Origin of the sequence: Cyclobacterium xiamenense (genome assembly GCF_042140265.1) — a bacterium.
GTDB lineage: Bacteria > Bacteroidota > Bacteroidia > Cytophagales > Cyclobacteriaceae > Cyclobacterium > Cyclobacterium xiamenense_A.
The window spans coordinates 48,023-69,017 of record NZ_CP159481.1 but is presented as its reverse complement, the minus strand read 5'-3'; the positions used below and the strand labels follow the sequence as shown (position 1 = coordinate 69,017).

Genomic DNA, 20,995 nt, shown 5'->3' with positions numbered 1-20,995 from the left:
CTCGTTATTTTTCCCGGTTAGCCAGATTATGGGTGAGGTTCCAAAGGAGTGATAACCCCTCGGGTCTTTTTACGTGCAAACGGCTGAGTTGGTCGAAGCCCTTTTCAAAAAAATCCCCCATGATCTCCAATGTAAGTGCTTTGATTTTCAACCGGTCGTAAACGGCACGTACCTCTCGCACTTTTTGCTCGGGATCCGGTTTGGCTGTTTGTAGCCAATAGTCGAGCGTAGTTTTGTCTGCACCCCGGGCCAGTTCTCGTGCCTTGATCAGGAGGTAGGTTTTTTTATTGGCCAGTATATCTCCTCCGACCTGTTTGCCAAACTTCTCTTTATCTGCATACACATCCAATAGGTCGTCTTTTAATTGGAAACCCATGCCGATGTTTACCCCAAAATCGTACAGGCGGCGTCCGTCTTCGGCTCCTGCTCCGGCCAGTAGGGCTCCCAGTTGAAGGGAAAATCCCAACAATACCGCTGTTTTCAACCGAATCATGTTTAGGTAGTCCGGTTCCGATACCTGCGCTACCCCTTCAAAATTCATGTCCAATTGCTGTCCTTCGCACACTTCGGCTGCCGTTCGGCTAAAGAGGGCCAGGCTTTCCCTCAGGTATTCCGGCGCTACCTTTAATAATAATTCGTAAGCCTTGACCAGCATGACATCGCCGGATAAGATTGCCGTATTCGCGTTCCATTTTTCGTGCACGGTGGGCATGCCGCGACGGATGGGGGCTTTATCCATGATGTCATCGTGCATCAGGGTAAAATTGTGAAATACTTCGATGGCAGCAGCAGGAGTTAACACCTGCTGGTAATCTTCTTTGTACAAGCCATAGGAAAGCAAGGCGAGCAGGGGACGAATCCTTTTGCCCCCCAAACCCATCAAATAGACTATCGGATCGTATAGTTCGGGTGGTTGTCCGCCCAGTTGCAGCTCGAGGATGTGTTTTTCCAGGGAATCTCGTATTTCCCCGAGTACCGTATCATTTACCATCGTTAACAAATTCCAGATCTATGGTTCTCCGGTCTATATCGGTTCGGGTGACGCGGACCATGACCTTGTCTCCAAGTGTGATGATTTTCTTATTTTTGGAACCGATTAGCCGCATGTTTTTCTCGTCGAAATCGTAGTAATCGTCTGTCATGTCCTGTACCCGGACCATGCCCTCGCATTTGGTTTCTACGATTTCTACATACACACCCCATTCCGTGATCCCGGTGACCATGCCGGCATAATCCTTTTCTTCTGCTAGTTTCATGTACTCGACCTGTTTGTACTTGATACTTGCACGCTCGGCGTCTGCTGCTCGTTTTTCCCGTTCAGAAGAATGCACGCACTTCTCTTCCCATGCCTGATTATCGGGTGGTTTGCCTCCGCTGAGGTAATGTTGCAACAGCCGATGCACCATCAGATCCGGATACCTTCTGATCGGAGAGGTGAAATGGGTGTAATGAGGGAATGCAAGTCCGAAATGGAGTTTGGGTTCAGTGGTATATTTCGCTTTTGCCATGCTGCGAATCGCCAATTGCTCCAATACATTCTGTTCGGGTTTCCCAACTATTTCATCCATTAGCTTGTTCAAACTATTGGCCACTTTTTTTTCGTCACTGATTTGCAACTCGTGTCCAAATTTCCTGGCAAAATTGGCGAAAGTGTTGAGTTTTTCGAGGTCAGGATAATCGTGTATTCGGTAGACAAAGGTACTTTTCCCCTTATTTTTATCGAAGATATACTGCGCAACCGTCTTGTTGGCCAGGAGCATAAACTCTTCGATGAGCTTGTGAACGTCCTTTCGTTCTTTTATTATCAGGCCTATCGGCGTGCCTTTCTCGTCCAATTTGAACTTTACCTCTACGGTCTCAAAATTAATGGCTCCTTTTTTAAACCGTGCCCGGCGGAGTTTCTTTGCCAGGCCGTTGAGGGTTTGCAATTCTCCGGCATATTCACCCGCACCCTGATCCATGTTTTCCTGGGCCTCTTCGTAGCTAAACCGCCGGTTGGAATGGATGACCGTGCGTCCGATCCAGAAATTCCGCACCTGAGCTTCCTCGTTCATCTCAAACACACAGGAAAAGGTAAGCTTGTCTTCGTTTGGCCGAAGGGAACACAACCCATTGCTCAGTCTTTCGGGAAGCATGGGGATGGTCCGATCTACCAGGTATACGGAAGTAGCCCGGTCGTACGCCTCTTTTTCCATGATGGACTTTGGGCTGACGTAATGGCTTACATCAGCAATGTGCACACCAATTTCCATGTTTCCGTTTTCCAGCTTCCGAAAAGAGATAGCGTCGTCAAAATCCTTGGCATCCGCCGGGTCGATTGTAAAGGTATCCACGGATCGAAAATCCCGCCTTTTTTCCAATTCTTCGGCGGGGATGCTTTCCGGTATGGTTTCGGCTTCCGCCATGGCGTCTTCGGGGTATTCAAAAGGGAGTCCGAATTCTGCCATGATGGAGTGAATTTCTACTTCGTGGTCTCCTGCCTCTCCCAGTACCCGGACAATCTTACCGGTAGGACTCTTGTCGCCTTCCTTCCAGTCGGTAAGTTTGACAATTACCTTTTGGTTGTGCTGGGCACCTGCAAGGTCGGTTTTTTTAACAAAAATGTCTTGATGCATTTTTTTGAAATCCGGAACGACAAAGGCAAATCGCGGGGAAATTTCGACCCGGCCCACAAATTCATCCCTGCAGCGTTCGAGTATTTCCAGTACTTTTCCCTCCCGTTTGCCGCCTTTTCCTTTTTGGGGCAAGACCAGAATGCGCACCTTGTCACCGTCCAGGGCCGTTTTGAGATCGGTCTCTTTTACCAGAATATCGTTTTCCTTTTTTTCCTGATCCTCGGGAATAATAAACGCAAATCGGGCATTGACAAAGTCTACCTCTCCCGTGATGAATTCGGGATCTGCCGCGGAAGAATAGAGGTTTCGTGGGCTCTTGGAAACATTTCCGCTTGCCAAAAGCTCCTGCAAGGCATCGTCCAGTAGTTTTTTGGAGGAGGCGTCGCGTAAGGCGAGTTTTTTTATCAGTTGTTTTTCGGCGAATTCCTCCCCGAAATTGCTGTCTAAAAATTGCGTGAGCTGATGTTTCAGTTGTGACAATCCAGAGGATTTTCCCTCTTTATTTCTGAATCCTGATTTTTTTCTTCCAGATTTTCTTCCCATAAAAATGATTTAGAACACTAAAGGTACGCATATTTATTTGAAATCATTCCGGCGCTGGCGTATCGTCTGCCCCTTCCCGGTCCAGGTTGATCCGATCAAATTCCAGATTTCCGGGAAGACCTTGATAGGCCAGATAAATTCGGGCCGTTACCTCCACATCCCGCAAACAATAGTTTCGGATCTTATCCAGCCCATCGGCATGGTAGTAGGTGGCATTTACTTCGGAACCATCGATGCCCTCCTTTGAACTGGGGATATCAAACAAGGCGGCCAGTAGGTCTAGCCGCGTGTAATGCTTGTAATCCCCAAATTTCCACAACTCCAGCGTGTCCAGATGCCGAATTTCCCAAGGGCGTTTTCCGGCCAGTTGGAGGACATCCGGCAGCGGAATCCGGTTGACCAACATGCGCCGGCACAGGTAGGGGATATCAAATTCTTTGCCATTGTGTGCACAGAGGGTCCATTCGCGCTTGCACAACAATTCCCGAAAGGTCCAGAGCAACTCGTGCTCGGTTTCCGCGGCGAAGGACTTGGTGCGGAATTGCAGGAGGTCGTCCTCCTTCCGGTAGGTGAAATAACCTACACCGATACAGATAACTCTGCCGAACTCGGCATAGATACCGGCTTTTTCGAAATACAGCGCCTCCGGTTCCTTTTTCTCGCGTTGGGGCAGGTGTTGGGCCTTTTTTTTCCATTCCTCCTGCATCCGGGGAGGGAGCTCCTCCAGACTTTTGCTACCGGAGATAGTTTCGATATCCAGGAAAAGGATATCACTCAGCTGTTCAAAAAAACCAGTCATGGGCATCAGGTGTGTACACGATCAGACCGCTCCGGTCTGGAAATGCGGCAAAAGCACAGTCACCGGACACTGCCTGTTACAAAGATAAACGTTTTGTTAAAAATCGGAAGGCCCCTCGCTCTTTTCCTGAGGGGCCGCCTGGTCCAGGAGTTCCATCTCGAAAATCTGGGCCAAATGCTTCTTCAGGCGGGCCTTTACCTCGGTCGCGTCTACGTTCCGACCCAGCTCGATGTGAAGCGAGGTGACCGCCTTGTCGCGGATACCACAGGGCACGATGTGGTCAAAATAGCTCAAGTCGGCGTTTACATTGAATGCAAAACCATGCATGGTCACCCAGCGACTGGATTTTACCCCCAACGCGCAGATTTTTCGTGGATTTCTCTGAACAAGATGGTCCATCCAAACGCCGGTTAGTCCCTCAATCCTTCCTGCTTCCAACCCGTAATCCCCGATCGTGGCGATGACGGCTTCTTCCAGGTATCTCAGGTAGCGGTGGATATCTGTAAAAAAATTGTCCAGATCCAGGATGGGGTAGCCGACCAGTTGTCCAGGACCGTGATAGGTGATGTCCCCACCCCGGTTGATGGGGTAGAAGCGTGCCTGGTATTTTTTCAGGCCTGCATCGTCCAGCAGCAGGTTTTCTGGTTTCCCGCTTTTTCCCAAGGTGTAGACATGGGGGTGCTCGACAAATAGCAGGTAATTTTCAGTGAGTTGTTGTTGGGCAGGTTCCCGCTGGCGGTTACTTATTTTCGTCGAAACGATACTGGCAAATAGCTGTTCCTGATAATCCCAGGTTTCCCGGTAATCTTTCCTACCTAAATCCTGAAAATTTACTTTTTTATTGATAAATTGATTCACGCGTATTCGATCGTTTTTTCAAATATAGTCAATATCACAGAATGGCGGAGCACAACGACCGGGGAAGAGAAGCCGAGCAACTGGCCAGGGAATGGCTGGAGGGCAGAGGCTATGTTTTTGTCGCTGAAAATTACCGCTACAAGCATGCGGAAATAGACCTGATCATGACCCATCGCGAGTTACTCGTTTTTGTCGAAGTGAAATACCGGACCGGTACCGGCTATGGCTACGCAGAGGAGTTTGTGGACTACAGAAAACGCCAACTCATCATCCGTGCTGCGGATCACTACATTCACGAGATCGACTGGCACCGGGACATCCGTTTTGACATTGTGGGGGTATATCGGGACCGGCACGGCAGGCTGGCCTTCAAACATTTTGAAGATGCATTCTATTAATTGGTGCTTCGGTAAATCAATTTCCCTTCCCGATCCCATTCCGCCCGAATATAGGGTTTGAAATCAGCGGTAAAAGCTTCCGGTTGGTATTGAATCTCTCGTTTTTTTACGGTTTTGTCTTTCTCGGCCGGCCAATAGGCTGTCCATAAGCCCACTTTTTCTCCATACCGGTACTCTCCCGTGACGGCGACCTGTCCATCCGGATAAAAATGGTAGTAATTTCCCTCTTCCAATTCGTATTCGATGGGCGTAAGTTTTTCGATTTTCCTTTCTCCCCGATTGTAATACGTGATTCGGGAATCTTTGGGCCAGCCTTCGGCGTAATGGCGCTTGTCCAGCAAAATATTTTTACCGTCGAAGGACATCCAGCGTCCGTGTTTGGTTCCGTAATAGTACATCCCGCTTTCTACTACATTTTCGCCAATACGCCGCTCGTAAGGACCATGCAGCAAGTATCCGGCTGAAGGCCGGTACCCGGAACTTTTTATTGCTTTATTTCGGGAGTCGTACCAATAAATATCCCGGATGTAGGGGTCGGGTTGCCGGTGATTCAACGTAAAGTGGAAGACCTGATACGTCACTTGCTCCCGAAAGCTACTCTTCAACAACGTTTTCTTTGTTTTTTCCCCAAAGTATACGTTTTTTTTTCGCTTTTTCTTTTTTTTATCCTTCTTCTCCTCGTCTTCTACCGCAGAGAACAACAATACCGGGGTGGAAGTAGGTAACAGCCGACTGTTTTCTACACCGGAGGAATCCGGATCGGTCACCGACTCCGACTCCTGTGCAAAACCCGGATGCATTCCTCCCAGTAAGAGCAGAAGACCAAAACGGTAAAACAAGTTTTTCATGACAAGAAGATAACGATTTATGTCAGGTTTTAGTATGAGTGCTACAGTTCATCCGGCTCCGTCCGGGCCGGTCGGGGTGGGGAAGGCTTCCTTCAAAACTGATCAAAGATTTAGGAATCGTTGGCAATATCCTTATTTTTGCAAAATTAAAAAATGTGCCGGAAGGATTACCTGATTTTGTTTACAAATTCCTGCAAGGTACAAGCATACGCGACTGATTATCACAAATAAAAACAATGCATACATGAATTCCATCCTATCCGATCGCATCATCAATATGGAAGAGTCAGCCACGCTGGCGATGGCAAAAACAGCCAGAGAACTTAAAAACCAAGGTATCGATATCATTGGGCTTAGTCTGGGCGAGCCGGATTTCAAAACGCCCAGGCACATACAGGAAGCAGCGAAGGATGCCATTGACGAAGGGAAATATTTTTCCTATCCTCCGGTGGCCGGGTATCAAGACCTGCGGGAAGCGATTGCCAGCAAACTTCGGGACCAAAACCACATCGCGGAAGCAAAAGCAGAAAACATTGTGGTGTCCACCGGAGCGAAGCACTCCATTGCGAACGTATTTATGTGCTTGATAAACGAAGGAGACGAAGTAGTGATCTTTTCACCTTATTGGGTATCTTATTCCGAAATCATCAAACTGGCCGGTGGAGTGCCGGTGTTGATCGAGGGAAACCTCGAAAACAACTTCAAAGCAACGGCTGCCCAGTTGAAGGAGGCCATTACAGACAAGACCAAGGCGGTGATTTATTCTTCTCCTTGCAACCCATCCGGTTCGGTATTCAGCAAGGAAGAGTTGGAAGCCATTGCCGAGGTGATCAAATCCAAAGAAAACCTGGTGGTGATCGCCGATGAAATTTACGAATTGATAAATTTTACCGGGCAACATGCCAGTATCGCCTCCTTTCCGGACATGTTTGAGCGAACCATAACGGTGAACGGTTTTTCTAAAGGATATGCGATGACCGGATGGAGGGTCGGCTATATTTGTGCGCCGATAGCGATTGCCAAGGCCTGCGAAAAAATCCAGGGGCAGTTTACCTCCGGAGGTACGGGCATCGCCCAGCGTGCGGCACTGGCAGGACTGATTGGCGATCAGCGCCCTACCGAGGAAATGGCAGCAGCCTACCTCAAGCGAAGAGACCTGGTGCTGGGCTTGTTGCGGGATATTCCCGGAATTAAAACCCACGTGCCCGAAGGAGCGTTTTACTTTTTCCCGGATATATCCGAGTTTTTTGGAAAAACGACTCCCGACAAGCAAGTCATCGAAAGTGCCGATGATTTTTGCTTGTACCTGCTAAACGAAGCCCATGTATCCCTGGTGACCGGAGCGGCTTTTGGCGCACCCAAATCGGTCCGTTTATCCTACGCGGCTTCGGAGTCGGAATTAAAAGAAGCACTGAAGCGCATCAAAGAGGCCCTGGCTAAATTAAGTTGAGTTTTCTCCAAGGCCCTGGATGGTAGTCCGGGGCTTTTTTATTTCTTTCCGAACGAATGCAAGCAATCGTAGTCACCCCTGTAAAAGATGCCCTCGAAGCTTCCCTTGAAACGATACGGGCGATAAAGCAATCCCATGGGACGTTTGCGTATTGGGTGTTTGACGATTTTTCAACGAAGGCCACCAAAGCTGCGCTGATGGCAGCGCAACGGGAAATGCACTTTCAACTGGTACATCTGGACGACCTGACGACGGACCCTTCGCCAAATTACGACAAGGTACTGGTGCGTGCACAAAAAGAGGCCTTGAAGACCGGCTTGCCACTTATCATTGTCGAGTCTGACGTGACGGTTCAGCCAGGTACCCTCGAACAGCTGGTTTCATTTGCCGCTGCGCATCCAAACACCGGATTGGTGGGAGCCATCACGCAGGATGAGCAGGCCAATGTCAACTTTCCTTACTTGAAGTTTAAGCAGGAAAAAGGTAAAGGTGCCGTGCAGACCGATCGGAGCCTCAGCTTTTGCTGCACCTTATTGAGTAATCGGTTTTTGGCCAGGTACGATTTTTCTCTGCTCGATCTTGATAAAGATTGGTACGACACCCATATTAGTCATAAAGCGCGTGAGTTGGGCTTTGATAATTACATCCTCATGGACCTGCCCGTTTTGCACCGGCCACATGGAAGCAGGCCGTGGAAACAATTGAAATACAGCAACCCCCTGATCTACTACTTTAAAAAATGGGTGCTGGGTAAAGATAAGATTTAGCGGAAGGTGCCGCACATTTGATTCATTCAAGGCAGTGCCATTCTCCGTACCGTTTTCTTTCATTGTGTTTGATCGAGTTCACCAGCTGAACTTCGTTTTACAGCAATCGGGACCGATGGTTCACCCGGAGGGCAGCGAGGGTACCGAAGCGTGCCCTTTCTTTTTTTCGCGAGTTGTTTGGGTCTTTTTAGCCAGCTTCTTTGGAACTTACCCTAATCGGGCCTGGATGCGATTTTTGGCCGCCATGTTTTTGATTGAACTATTCGAATAATTATTTTTTTTAAGGAAATTGGCTTGTCTGGGTATTTTTGTGAAACACAATAGCACAGGTATTCTCTTCTATCTATCATCATCTTAGAATAATGAAGGAAAACAGCTAGCAAAAACAAATAAAAACCAAAATAACCTGAAAAAAATATTATTTTCTCTGGATCGGAGGGCAAAATCTTCCCAAAGATTTAAACTAGTGATATAGGATTATGGATTAGCACCCCAGGGGTCGTTTCATGAGGAGTAAAAAGGTGAGGAGTAACTACCGCAATCGATTGTAATTATTTCTTTAAATTATCGAAACATACAAAGATTTTTTTTTGTGTAATTGCGAGAAAATTCCGTACCTTTGTCTCGGGTGATTAAGCAACTTTTTACACTTATCTTTTTCTCACGACTAAAAAGGAGGTCATTTCGAAATTATTTTTCCTGACCTCCTCTTTCTATGTATTCCTTCCCGACCCACTTTGTGCTGGCTTTCGGTTGCTCGGTCAGGTAATTGGTTTTAATTTGTCTGTATGAAATTCTCCCTGTTGTTTGTGATTGTCTGGATGTGCTGGGTTGGTGAATGCCATGGGCAACAGACAGGCCAAGAACCCAGGTACTACCAAACCTACCCTTCCAAACTGACGTCAAGATTTTATTTCTCCCGAAAATATACCGGAATGGGCCTGGAAAAAGATGGGCAAGGGCTTTGGTACATGCCTAATTCCACGTTAAATACAGGAGTTGGGCTTAGCTACCAAAACATGACACTCAACCTGGCCTATGGGTTTGGTTTCGCCAATCCCGAACGGGGACGAGGAGAGACCAACTACCTGGACCTGCAGGCACACGTTTACCCTAAGAACTGGGTCATCGATCTTTTCGGACAGTTTTATAACGGATATTACCTGGGCCAGGACAACCTACCATTTCCAGATAGGGAAGAGCTACTTTTCCCGGATATGAAATTGCGCAAGGTAGGCGCCTCCGTTCAGTACTTGTTTAACGGCGACAAATTTTCTTATCGAGCCGCTTTTCTTCAAAACGAATGGCAGCAGCGTTCAGCGGGTTCCTTTATGGCGGGAATGGAGCTATACGGAGGGCAGGTTCGTAACCAATCGGGAATCCTACCTGCCGCGTTGCGCACGCAATTTGACCTTCGTCAGATTAAGTTTATGGAATGGGCCCCCACCATCGGCTATGCGTATTCATTGATTGTAAAAAAGCACTTTTTTCTTACGTTGTCGGCGGCCTCCGGGCCATCCATCGGGCGTACTTCGCTACGAGACGCGACCGAAGCGGTCGAACGAAATTGGGCAGTGCGTCCGAATTATTTTCTGCGTGGCTTTACCGGTTACAATTCGGAGCGATGGTCGGTAAATGTCAATTACGTATACAACCAGGTAAACCTTGCGCCAGTGGCAGGCTACCGGGTGCATGTCGGTACCGGAAACTATCGGTTTAATCTGGTCTATCGATTTGCTCCCGGACCGAAACTGGGGAAAAAGTTGCACTGGGTCGAGCGAACAAAGGAGAAATTGCTCGGGCAGTGAAGGACTGGGATATTCGAAAAAAGGGAACCAATACGTCAACGGCAGGATGCGACCGAGGCCAAATTATCTCAACACGACGGTACTTTTTTGGCTTTTGTGGAATATAAAGGAATCATTTGTATAAATTTGAAAACAACATTCTGTGCGAATCATGGTTTTTTTAAAACAACTAAAAATGCGGGCCTGGATTACATACGTTGCCTTTTTATCCTTGGCCTCCTGTTCAAAAAATGTTTCCCTTACGCGCCTGATGCCGGCGGAGATTCAGGTCCCCAACCACGTGCAGCGCTTGTTGCTGGTCGACCGGACGTTGCCTGAGAGTCAGGGACTGTCCATTGTGGAAGGAATTCTAAGTGGAGAAGCTCCTTTTGAAGTACGGAATGCGATTGACGTAACCATGGCCCGCATACAGCAGGAATTGTCCACCTCTCCCCGTTATGAAATCATTCGGGCGCCCGAACGCCTCAAAGGGGGATTATTCGGGCAGGTCTTTCCTGAACCCCTTCGTTGGGACCAAATCGAATCCCTCTGCCAAAAATACCAGGCAGATGGGGTGCTCACGTTAGAGAAATTCGATTCCGATTTTGTGGTCACCGAAAAAAAGATAACGATTAAAAAAGAAGTAGGCTCGGGTAAAGATGCTCGTACCGTTGAGGTGCCGGGTATTCTGGCGGAAGGCCTCGCCTCGGTACAGGTGGGATTCCGCCTGTACGACCCCCTCACGGGAACCCTCGTGGACCAGGCGGACTTTGGTACCAACAATGTATGGACGGCTGAGGCGGAAACCCGTACCCAGGCACTGGCCTTATTGATCGACAAATCACTGGCTACCCGAGAGGTCGGACAAATGGCCGGTGCCTCCTATGCCCGGAGGGTAGCCCCCATGTACGTAGCCATTCAACGCAGCTATTACGGCAAGCCAAAGGACCATCCGGCGCTAAGCCAGGGTGCACGCCACGCAGAAGTGGACCAGTGGGAGGAAGCAATCCTTGCTTGGGAAAATGGCTTGTCCACGGCATCCGATCCAAAAACTCTGGGCAAGTTTTGCTTTAACCTCGCGTTGGCCCACGAAGTGCTCGGCGACCTGGCCGCGGCCAAAAATTGGGCAGGAAGAGCGTATACGCAGTACGGATTTAAAAAGGGAAGAGCCTATGCCCGGGAATTGGAACAGCGGATGATGGAGGAGGAGCTGCTTCGGGAGCAAATGGCCGTGCCAGACTACGAATAATCCATCTGCTTCCGAAGAAGTTGGGCATTCGCGGCCACAATGACGGTACTCAAACTCATAAAAATCGCCCCAACAGCGGGATTGATCAGCAAGCCGGGAATAAAACCTGTTGCCAGCGGCATTGCAACGGCATTGTAACCAGTCGCCCAAACCAGATTCTGAATCATCTTTTTGTAGGTAGCCCTCCCGAAGCGAACCAATTGGGCGATGTCTTTGGGATTGCTGTTGACCAAAATAATGTCAGCCGTCTCGGCTGCTACGTCCGTACCGGAACCTACCGCGATGCCCACATTGGCCTGCGCCAGGGCCGGCGCGTCGTTTACTCCGTCTCCGGTCATGGCCACAAAATAGTCTTCCTTTTGCAATTTCTTTATTAATTTCACTTTCTCATCCGGTAGTACCTCGCTGTAGTAGTCATCCAACCCCAATTCCTCACTCACTGCTTTGGCGGTTTGGGGGTTGTCTCCAGTAGCCATAAACACTTTCATCCCTGCTTCCCTAAGCGACTTGATAGCCGGTAAGCTGTCTTCCCGAACTTCGTCCGCCAGTGCAACAAAACCGACCAAATCGTCTCCTTTAAGAATGTAGACAATGGTTTCTGCCTTGTCGGACCGGGATTTTTCCGGTAGGGAGATTTCTTTTTCTTCCATGTAGCCGGGACTTACTACCTTCCAGGACTCGCCATGCACTTCTCCCTGTACCCCTTTTCCGGTAAGGCCTTCAAACTGGCTGACTTCGTGAAGATTCAGTTTTTCTTCCTTTGCTTTTTTCATGATTCCCTCTGCGATGGGATGTTCCGATCCCTGCTCTAGCGAGGCGGCAAAAGCCAACACTTGTTCCTTGCTGAACGCCTCCGACAGGCTGCCGTAGCGGGAAACGCCAAAATCGCCCCGTGTGAGTGTGCCCGTTTTATCAAACACCATGGCCGTTATTTTTCGGGCATTTTCAAAGGCCGTTCGATTTCGGATCAACAGGCCCTTGCCGGCCGATACCGAGGTCGAAATGGCTACTACCAAGGGGATGGCCAGGCCAAGTGCATGGGGACAGGAAATGACCATTACGGTAACCATTCGTTCCAACGCGTAATCCCATGGTTTGCCCATTAGTAGCCAGGCCACTAACGTAATAGTCCCGGCACCCAACGCAATAAAGGTAAGCCATTTGGCCGCCTGATCCGCCAGGTGTTGGGTTTTTGATTTGCTCGATTGGGCTTCTTTGACCAAACCGATTACTTTATTCAGGTAACTCTCTTCGCCCGTTTTTTGGACCTTGATTTCTATGGATTGGTTACCATTTACAGCTCCTCCTATAACCTTACCCCCTTTAGACCGGCGCACGGGTTTGCTTTCGCCGGAAATCATGCTTTCGTCCAGGTGGCTTTCTCCTTTCTCAATGACTCCGTCGGCAGGGATTTTTTCGTTCGCTTTTACCAGGATCCGATCCCCCTTTTTCAGTTCGCTCACCTTAACCTGGTTGACCTCCTCTCCGTCCATGAGGTGCGCTTCTGAAGGCATGAGTTGGACGAGTAATTCCAACGAGCGAGAAGCTCCTATGACCGATTTCATTTCTATCCAGTGCCCCAGAAGCATCACCACGATCAGGGTAGCCAATTCCCAATAAAAGTCGGTACCGTCTAGCCCGAATACCACGGCACTGCTATAGCCATAGGCCACGATAATTGCCACGGCGATCAGTGTCATCATCCCCGGATTTTGTTCCCGGAGTTCGTCAAACAGGCCTTTCAAAAAGGGCCATCCCCCATAAAAAAATAAGGCGGTGGACAAACCAACCAGTACGTATTTGTCGCCGTCAAAGGAAAGGGTGAATCCCAGCCATTGCTGGATCATTTCAGATAGCACGAGGATCGGTAGGGTCAGCACCAGCGAGATCCAAAAGCGTTTTTTGAAGTCCTTGATCATCATCGCGTGGTGATCGTGGTGGGAGTGGTTGTTATCGTGCGTTTCGTGTTGCTCCTGTTCGTGCTTTTCTTCGTTCATGATCGCTTCTTGGTTTATTTCTGGTTCATTTCATTCCGTTGGGCTGATGCGTTTAGTGGTTGTGCCCGCCCCCGCCCGCGTTGGCGGTTTTGGAGCTTTTTTCCAATACCGGTTTCCCTTTTTCGTAGGTCTCCCGTACTTCCCCACAGCGCAACATGTCGGCACCGAAATAGGGATTGCGGATTTCTTCGGTTTCGCTCAGCCAGTAGGCTCCCTCGTCTCCAAAAGCCATGGGGCAATATTGCCGATAGACCTTGTCTTTTTCGAGGCCAAAGGATTCGGTTACTTCCAGCATGCTCTCGGAAAGTAGCATGAATTGTTCACGAACGGGCTGAAGTCCAGAGGCTTGACCAATGCCATCCAGGGCCTTTTCGGCTTGTGCTTTTATTTCCATCCAATGTGTCTGTACCTCACCTTCTTCCTTGTCTTTGTCCACCTTATTTAGTGCCTCTTCAACCTGCTTTCCGGCATTCCGCGCTGCTTCTGCATCGTCTGCTACGAGGGTATTTTTTAGCGCAAAATAGGCGTCTGCCAAAACAGTAAGTTGTTTGCGAAAAGTAGCCGAGACCGCCAAAACTTTGTTTTCCGGCCGGTTGAGCAGGCTGTGCTTACCGGCTAATTGTGCGGCAGCATCGATGGAAAATACGCCGTTGCTCACTACTACTTCTCCCGGCTGCAGCCCGGCCAATACCGGATAGGTTTCGCCGTTTCTGGGACCAATGCTGACTTCCCTCATTTCGTAAGTCGGGTATTCGGCATGGGGATCCTGCACATAGACGACCGACCGCTTGCCGGACCAGAGCACCGCGGTCCGCGGCAGGCTCAGGGTTCCTTCTTCCTGATTTTTCTGCCTGTGTATGCGGGCCTTTACCAACATCTCTGGCTTTAGACGTTCCCCGTGATTATCCAGCAAAAGTCTTGCCTGAGCAGTTCTGCGATCCGGATGTATCCATGGATCCAGGTAGGAAATCCTGCCTTCGTAGGTTTTTCCTGGAATCCCCTCTACAGTCAGAGAGACCAAATCACCGGTTTGAACGAACGGAAGTTGTGTTTCGTAAATATCCAACATGACCCAAACCGGGCTTAAGTCTATCAGCTCAAAAAGGGCAGTACCCGTTCCTACGTAGTCCCCTTCTGCTACGCTTCGTTGCAGGACCACTCCCGAGCGGTCGGCTAAAACACCGAACCGTTCCAAAAGTGTTCCTCTGGATTCGATGGACTGGATTTGCTCCGGCGTAATCTTCCAGGACTGTAGTTTTTGTCGGGCGGCCGCATACATGTCGGGAAAATCGGCTTTGGTTTTGGCGGCTTCCAGTAATTCTTTTTGCGCATTTACCAGCTTGGGGGAATAGACCTCCGCTAATTTTTCGCCTTTTTTCACGGCTTGTCCGGTGAAATTAACGAAAAGCCGCTCGATCCTTCCGGGAAAATTGGCAGTGATCGTAGAGCGGCTTCGTTCATCCGGTTGGATTTTTCCCAAAACTTCAATTTCCCGGGTACCTTCGGTAGGCTGTACCCTGACGGTTTGCACCTCGGCCATTGCAATGGCTGCCTCGCTCATTTCCAGCACAGCAGGAGAGGAACTACTGAGGCCTCCGGTGGTGGATGCGGGTATCAGATCCATGCCACAGATGGGGCATTGCCCCGGATCCGGCTGCCGCACCTGGGGATGCATGGAGCAGGTCCAGGTTTCGGATGATTCAGTGGTTTGATCGTCTGGCGGGTTGGTGTGTTGATGGGATGATGGGATGATGTGTTGATTTGCTGATGGGCTGATTAACATCGCAGCCAGGAAACCCAGGATCATTCCAATCGCTGTAAATACCAACACCTGTTTATTAAGCTTTTTCATGGTTTGTTTTTATCTTCTATTATTCGCACCGGAGGTCGCAATAATTTTATTCAGTAACTTTTTTATACTAAGAAGCAGCCCAGCCATCGTCTCTGGGGGATCTGGATAAGCGGCTGCTTTGGAGCATAAAAGAAGCCAGTATTCCGTTTCTTGAACCTCTTTATGGGAAATCTTGAGCTTGTGAATGAATGCCCTACTTTCGCAACTTTGGGCTTCCCTTACACTGGCACCGATACCTGTGCCTGATTTCAATAATTGCCGGGCTATTACGAATTTTCTTTTTTCCTCCAACAATTCCGAAAATTCGATGACCTGCAGCGCAAATTCAAAACTCAATTCCAAAACTTCATTTCTCTTTTCCATTTCATTAAGGTTTTTCCTATTGATTACGATCCCCACATCCTCACATTATCACATCCCCATATCAGCTACCGGTCAAATTTTCCAACCGTGCTTCGATCAGGTATAAGTCCACGATGGAAGCGAGCAGCTTGTACCGATAATCCAGTAGTTTTCGCTGTGTTGCAAGGAGGGATTCAAAATCCCCTTTATCGTTCGCATAGGCATTGGTTTGCAATAGCAGGGTTTGGTTGGCCAGTCGAATTTGTTCCTGATACAGGGCGACCGAGCGTTCCGCATTTTCCCAGCTACTGCGCGCTTGACTCCACTGGGCGAGCAATTCGTTGCCCGTATTTTCTTTTCGTTGCCGGATCGCCTCTTCCCTGTATTCGCTTTCCTGCTGCAGGGCCCGGTATTTTTTACGGTAAATGGGAAGACTGATTTTGACCATGGGCATGACCATGTCCCGCCCACCCATGGGCATTCCGTTTTCCAGTCTAGGGCTAAAGGGCATGTAACTAAGGCCTGCGCCCATCCGGGGTTTCCCCTTCAATACCTGTAGCTCCGTTTGGTATTGCAGCCCGGCCTCAGCGGCTTCCAGTTGTTTCAGTCGGGGGTTCTCGCGGGTCGGGATTTCCGGATATTCTGCCACAAGCCCGGGGAGATTGGTAGCTGATAGGGTATCGGGCAGGGATACCGCTTCTTCCGGGGACCGGTTGAGCAACCGATTAAAGGTTTCGATCAGGGCCTGTTGTGAGCTTTTTAGATTGGCCAGGTTGGTTTCGAGCTCGTTGAGTTCCATCCTTACCCGCAACACCGCGCCTAAGCCTACCGGTTCTGCAGCAGGAATTTCTCTGGCGCCCTCCGATTGGTAGCGGACCAAGGTCAGACCCTCTAACCTTTTTAGGATGGCCACATGCGCCGCGACGATCCGTATTTCTTCCCGCTGGCGGTAAAGGTTGTACCAAGAGGCCTTTACCCGGTAGATCAGCTGGTTTCTAGCCCCCCTGAATTCCTGGAAGGTGGCCAGTGCCTGTTGATTAGCGGCCTCTTTTTGGGTGCTCAGGGTTCCAAACCAGGGAAAGGACTGCATGAGTTGCAGGTCTGCATGCTGCCGGCCCATCAGCCGATCCATGGGAGCGGGAAACATCCCGGCACTGAATTCCGGGTCGGGAAGGGCACCCGCTTGAGAAACCGTTTTACGCATCGCCTGGTAGTTCTTATCGTAGGCTTTGAGTTCGGGATTGTTTTCGAGCGCGTACTGCACGTACTCCTCCAGCGACTGCGCCCGGATGGTTTGGCCAAGGAACCATGCCAAAAGGACCATGCCGCCAAGCCTTTTCAACAAGCGCTTCCGTCTACCATTGTCCAGTTTCCGGTTGCCAAATTCTGTCTGCTTTTTCATTATTTCTGCAGGTTTGTGATCATTTTTGCTAGTACATGCGATGAATAATTACTGTCTTCCGGGAAAGCTCGGGTCCTTCCGAGCATCCATATGGCGAAATCACATGCCATCCAGTACTCGGCTAAATCGTTCGAATACGGTATCATGGGTACCCCTTCCAGATCATGGATACCCCTCCTATTGCTGTTTTTACGCCAACTTACCATCATGCCTTCGTTGCTTTTTTCTTACCAATTGTTAGCTCCGCTTTCCAGCAATACAGTACGGGAACCAGGAGCAGCGTAAGTAGTGCAATCGACATACCTCCAAAAGCCGGTAGCGCCATGGGAACCATGATATCTGATCCGCGACCGGAAGAGCTCAGTAGGGGCAGTAGGGCCAACAGCGTGGTAGCAGTGGTCATCAGGCAGGGCAAAATGCGTTTCTGTCCGGCTTCCATGACGGCCTGCCGTATTTCTCCAACGCTGTTCGGCCGGTGCTTTTTAAAACTCTGATCCAGGTACGTGGCCATGACCACCCCATCATCGGTGGCAATACCAAACAGCGCAATAAAACCCACCCAGACTGCTACGCTCAGATTGTAGGTCTTCATTTGGAACAGTTCCCGCAAGGAAGTTCCCAACACTTCTAGGTCGAAAAACCAGTTTTGCCCGTACAGCCACAACATCAGGAATCCTCCCGAAAAGGCAAGGGCGATACCTGCAAATACAAACAACGAGGTGGAAACGGAGCGGAACTGAAAATACAGAATCAGGAAGATGATAATCAGGGACAGGGGAAGGACCAGTGACAGTCGCTTTTCGGCCCGGATCTGGTTTTCGTAATTGCCGGAAAATTCATACCGAACGCCGGCAGGTACGATCAGCTCGCCTCGATCTATTTTTTCACGCAGGTAGGCTTTTGCCGCTTCTACCACGGTGACTTCAGCAAAACCAGGCATTTTGTCGAGTAAAACGTATCCTACCAAAAAACTGTCTTCGCTTTTGATCCTGGCAGGTCCGGGACGATAGTTGATGGTTGCCAGCTGATTTAGTGGAAGGTAAGCACCTCCAGGCGCGGGTACCAGAAGGTGTTCGATTGCTGTGGGATCGTCCCGGTATTCCCGGGCATAGCGTACCCGGATCGGGTACCGCTCCCTGCCTTCAACCGTAGTACTGATTTGGGTGCCGCCAATGGCGGTCTGGATGAAATCCTGTACTGCCCCGATCGTCAGTCCATACCGGGCGATTTTTTCCCGGTCTATGTCAATTTCCAGGTAGGGTTTGCCCACTACCCGATCGGCGAACACCGCCTCCTTTTTGACAGAAGGAACCTCCTTCAGGTATTTTTCCAACGCAAAGCCAAAGGCTTCAATGGTCTCCAAATCGGGGCCGTAAACCTTGATTCCCATGGGGGCCCGCATGCCGGTTTGCAGCATGATCAGCCGGGTCTCAATGGGCTGAAGTTTGGGAGCGGAAGTGACTCCGGGGACCCGCACTCTTGCGACGATTTCATCCCAGATATCGTCTGGTCGTTGAATATGCGTCCGCCATTGCCGGAAATAGGCGCCTTGCGGATCTGGCATCAGCTGGGAAAGCGATACGGTTTCCGGCCGGTTGGTTTGGGGATCGTAGGTCTCTCCGTTTTTCAGCAAGAAGCGATTTTCGTCGTCCACCTTAAACCGGCGGCGGTGCCCGTTCTCGTCGCTGGCGTATTCGCTTTTGTATTGGATGGTGTTTTCAAACATAGTCATGGGAGCCGGGTCAATGGCCGTTTCGGCCCTACCCGCTTTTCCCACCACCATGTCCACCTCTGGGATGGCATTGACCAGCATGTCCAGTTTTTGGAGAATTTCCCGGTTGGCTTCCACGCCGGCATGGGGCATGGAGGTAGGCATCAGAAGAAAGGTGCCTTCATCCAGGCTGGGCATGAATTCCTCTCCCAAGCCCGGGAAGGTAGCTGCCATGCTTTCCCAAATAGAACTATTCCGAATATCCCAGCCTACTTTTTCCGTTACTGTTGGTACCATCGAAAACGTACGGTCAAAACCCAGCCAAATGGTGAGCCCGGTTAATATGATCAGGAGTGGGGCTATTATAAAACGACCTTTGTTGTCCAGGCACCAACCAAGGATGCGGGAATAGTAGCGCCTAAACAGCAGGAAGGCACCCAGCACCAGACCGATGAGCAGGGAGATAAACAGAAAATTGGCCAGCTGGCTGCGGGAGACGCCAAGTGGCATCCATTCCCAGGCAAGTAGCCAGGCTATGGAAAGCAGGGTGAAGCCCACCTTCAGCATATTTCGCCAAGGTTCTACTTTTTCCGGAAAATAGTGGAGGGCCAGGTTTATTAAACCAAATCCTACCAGGACCCATCCTGCCCAGAACCAGAGAAAGATCCAGGTGATAATCCCGGAAATCAGCAATATGAGGTTCCAGGCCAAGGCGGATTTTCCGGATCCTTTGCGAATGGAAAATATCCAATGGCTAAATGCCGGCATGATAAGTAAAGTAAAAATAACGGCAGCTATCAGCGCAAAGGTCTTGGTATAGGCAAGCGGACCAAACAATTTCCCTTCGGCTGCCTGCAGGGTGAAAACCGGAAGAAAACTAATGATCGTTGTGCTTACCGCCGTAAGTATGGCAGAGGCCACCTCGGTGGTAGCCGTGTAGATGATTTTTAGTTTGGATTCGGAAGGCTCGGATTCTTTGAGATGGCGCAGGATGTTTTCATTCAAAATGATCCCAAGGTCCACCATGGTGCCAATCGCAATGGCTATACCGGACAAGGCGACAATATTTGCGTCCACGTCCAGGTATTTCATAAAAATAAAGCACATCAGAACAGAAAGGGGCAAAAGCGCAGAAATTATCAACGAAGCCCGGAGGTTGTACACCATTACCATGATGACCAGAATGGAAATCAAGACCTGCAGGCTGATGGCCTGGTAGAGCGTGCCCAGGGTTTCGTAAATCAGTCCGGTCCGGTCGTAAAACGGGACTATCGTTAATTGGGAAACCCTGCCGTCTTCCAGTACCTTGCTGGGTAGACTGCCGGAGAGTTGGGCTATTTTTTCCTTTACCCCCTCGATCACGGAGAGTGGGTTTTCTCCGTAGCGGGCGATGACCACTCCACCTACCGCTTCGGCCCCGGCTTTGTCCAGAATGCCTGTCATATTGCGGGGCTGGGGACCGATGGTCACCCGCGCCACATCCTGAATGCGTATGGGGACGTTATCGCTGACTTTCACCACCGCGGCATCCAGGTCACTGAGTTGTTCTACATAGCCCAGGCCGCGGACAAAGTAGTCCACCTTATTGATTTCAAGGGTATTGGCCCCCACATCCAGGTTGCTGTTTTTTACTGCCCGGACCACATCCGTCAAGGCGATGTTGTGCGCTTTCAGCGCAGCAGGGTCCACGTCTACCTGGTATTCCTTGATGTAGCCTCCTACCGAAGCCACTTCTGCTACCCCCGAAACGCTGCTGAGGGCATAGCGAACGGTAAAATCCTGGACGGCCCGCAGTTCATGCAGATCCCATCCGCCAGCCGGATTGCCGGCTTTATCCCTGCCTTCCAGGGTGTACCAATATACTTGTCCCAAAGCCGTGGCATCCGGACCCAGCCGGGGTTGCACCCCTTCTGGTAAAAGACCGGCGGGTAGGGCATTCAGTTTTTCCAGAATGCGGGAGCGACTCCAGTAGAATTCGATGTCTTCTTCAAAGAGGATATAGATGCTGGAAAACCCAAAGGCTGAGCTGCTGCGCACCGTTTTTACGCCGGGCAGGCCGAGGAGGGTGGTGGTCAAGGGGTAGGTAATCTGGTATTCCACATCTTGTGGACTCCGACCCATCCATTCGGTAAAGACGATTTGCTGGTTTTCACCAATGTCGGGAATGGCATCTACCGGTACAGGATCGCGCGGCAGGAAGTCGATTTGCCAATTGAAGGGTGCGGTCGCGATGCCCCAGCCAATGATCAATAGCAGGAGCAGTACGGTAACCAACTTGTTCTCCAAAAAGAACCGGATAATTCGATTGAGCATTTTTCGCTTGGTTGATGATCGTTGGAAATGGCCGAATGCGTTCCCGGAATTGCAATGGGAACGG

15 protein-coding genes are annotated in these 20,995 nt (G+C 49.9%); 5 read left to right on the top strand and 10 right to left on the bottom strand.

Annotated features, from left to right (window positions below; translation table 11 throughout):
- Positions 1 to 4: 4 nt before the first annotated feature.
- The 4 genes from ABWH99_RS00305 to lipB all read right to left on the bottom strand — a co-directional run bounded on the left by ABWH99_RS00305 (position 5) and on the right by lipB (position 4,815).
- Entirely contained in the window at positions 5 to 991 is a 987-nt protein-coding gene (locus ABWH99_RS00305) for a polyprenyl synthetase family protein (RefSeq protein WP_375584321.1), read from the bottom strand.
- Complete coding sequence (gene rnr / locus ABWH99_RS00300) at positions 981 to 3,158, bottom strand: ribonuclease R (RefSeq protein ID WP_375584320.1); 2,178 nt, start codon at positions 3,156 to 3,158, stop codon at positions 981 to 983. The genes ABWH99_RS00305 and rnr overlap by 11 nt, the downstream gene beginning before the upstream one ends.
- A gap of 43 nt (positions 3,159 to 3,201) precedes the next feature.
- A complete protein-coding gene (locus ABWH99_RS00295) occupies positions 3,202 to 3,957 on the bottom strand; it encodes a 3'-5' exonuclease (RefSeq protein WP_375584319.1) in 756 nt (251 codons plus the stop codon).
- Between the two features lie 96 nt (positions 3,958 to 4,053).
- Positions 4,054 to 4,815: a lipoyl(octanoyl) transferase LipB gene (lipB, locus tag ABWH99_RS00290; protein WP_375584318.1), complete on the bottom strand. Its 762-nt coding sequence runs from the start codon at positions 4,813 to 4,815 to the stop codon at positions 4,054 to 4,056.
- A gap of 41 nt (positions 4,816 to 4,856) precedes the next feature.
- On the opposite strand from lipB, the gene ABWH99_RS00285 reads away from it, so the two are divergent.
- The gene (locus tag ABWH99_RS00285) at positions 4,857 to 5,213 is read left to right on the top strand and encodes a YraN family protein (protein ID WP_375584317.1); all 357 of its coding nucleotides are present in this window, start codon (positions 4,857 to 4,859) and stop codon (positions 5,211 to 5,213) included.
- On the opposite strand, the gene ABWH99_RS00280 is transcribed toward ABWH99_RS00285, so the two are convergent.
- Positions 5,210 to 6,061: a toxin-antitoxin system YwqK family antitoxin gene (locus tag ABWH99_RS00280; RefSeq protein ID WP_375584316.1), complete on the bottom strand. Its 852-nt coding sequence runs from the start codon at positions 6,059 to 6,061 to the stop codon at positions 5,210 to 5,212. The genes ABWH99_RS00285 and ABWH99_RS00280 overlap by 4 nt on opposite strands.
- 244 nt (positions 6,062 to 6,305) lie before the next feature.
- Between ABWH99_RS00280 and ABWH99_RS00275 the strand changes: the two genes are divergently transcribed.
- The 4 genes from ABWH99_RS00275 to ABWH99_RS00260 all read left to right on the top strand — a co-directional run bounded on the left by ABWH99_RS00275 (position 6,306) and on the right by ABWH99_RS00260 (position 11,314).
- Complete coding sequence (locus tag ABWH99_RS00275) at positions 6,306 to 7,511, top strand: pyridoxal phosphate-dependent aminotransferase (RefSeq protein ID WP_375584315.1); 1,206 nt, start codon at positions 6,306 to 6,308, stop codon at positions 7,509 to 7,511.
- A 56-nt stretch (positions 7,512 to 7,567) separates the two neighbouring features.
- Positions 7,568 to 8,278, top strand: a complete 711-nt coding sequence (locus ABWH99_RS00270; protein WP_375584314.1) for a glycosyltransferase — start codon at positions 7,568 to 7,570, stop codon at positions 8,276 to 8,278.
- Between the two features lie 788 nt (positions 8,279 to 9,066).
- Positions 9,067 to 10,086 carry a DUF4421 domain-containing protein gene (locus ABWH99_RS00265; protein WP_375584313.1) on the top strand — a complete coding sequence of 340 codons (1,020 nt, stop codon included), beginning with the start codon at positions 9,067 to 9,069 and terminating at the stop codon, positions 10,084 to 10,086.
- Between the two features lie 175 nt (positions 10,087 to 10,261).
- Positions 10,262 to 11,314, top strand: coding sequence for a DUF6340 family protein (locus tag ABWH99_RS00260; protein WP_375584312.1), 1,053 nt, complete (start codon positions 10,262 to 10,264; stop codon positions 11,312 to 11,314).
- Here ABWH99_RS00260 and ABWH99_RS00255 read toward each other — a convergent pair.
- From ABWH99_RS00255 to ABWH99_RS00235, 5 genes are all read right to left on the bottom strand, one after another.
- On the bottom strand, positions 11,305 to 13,311 hold the full coding sequence (locus ABWH99_RS00255) for a copper-translocating P-type ATPase (RefSeq protein WP_375584311.1): 2,007 nt from the start codon (positions 13,309 to 13,311) through the stop codon (positions 11,305 to 11,307). The two genes, ABWH99_RS00260 and ABWH99_RS00255, sit on opposite strands and share 10 nt — an antisense overlap.
- Positions 13,312 to 13,363: 52 nt before the next feature.
- Complete coding sequence (locus ABWH99_RS00250) at positions 13,364 to 15,163, bottom strand: efflux RND transporter periplasmic adaptor subunit (RefSeq protein ID WP_375584310.1); 1,800 nt, start codon at positions 15,161 to 15,163, stop codon at positions 13,364 to 13,366.
- A 9-nt stretch (positions 15,164 to 15,172) separates the two neighbouring features.
- Positions 15,173 to 15,526, bottom strand: coding sequence for a four helix bundle protein (locus ABWH99_RS00245; RefSeq protein WP_375584309.1), 354 nt, complete (start codon positions 15,524 to 15,526; stop codon positions 15,173 to 15,175).
- A gap of 61 nt (positions 15,527 to 15,587) precedes the next feature.
- Positions 15,588 to 16,907 (bottom strand): TolC family protein, encoded by a 1,320-nt coding sequence (locus ABWH99_RS00240; RefSeq protein ID WP_375584308.1) that lies wholly within the window; start codon positions 16,905 to 16,907, stop codon positions 15,588 to 15,590.
- A gap of 205 nt (positions 16,908 to 17,112) precedes the next feature.
- Complete coding sequence (locus ABWH99_RS00235; protein WP_375584307.1) at positions 17,113 to 20,931, bottom strand: efflux RND transporter permease subunit; 3,819 nt, start codon at positions 20,929 to 20,931, stop codon at positions 17,113 to 17,115.
- Positions 20,932 to 20,995 lie beyond the last annotated feature (64 nt).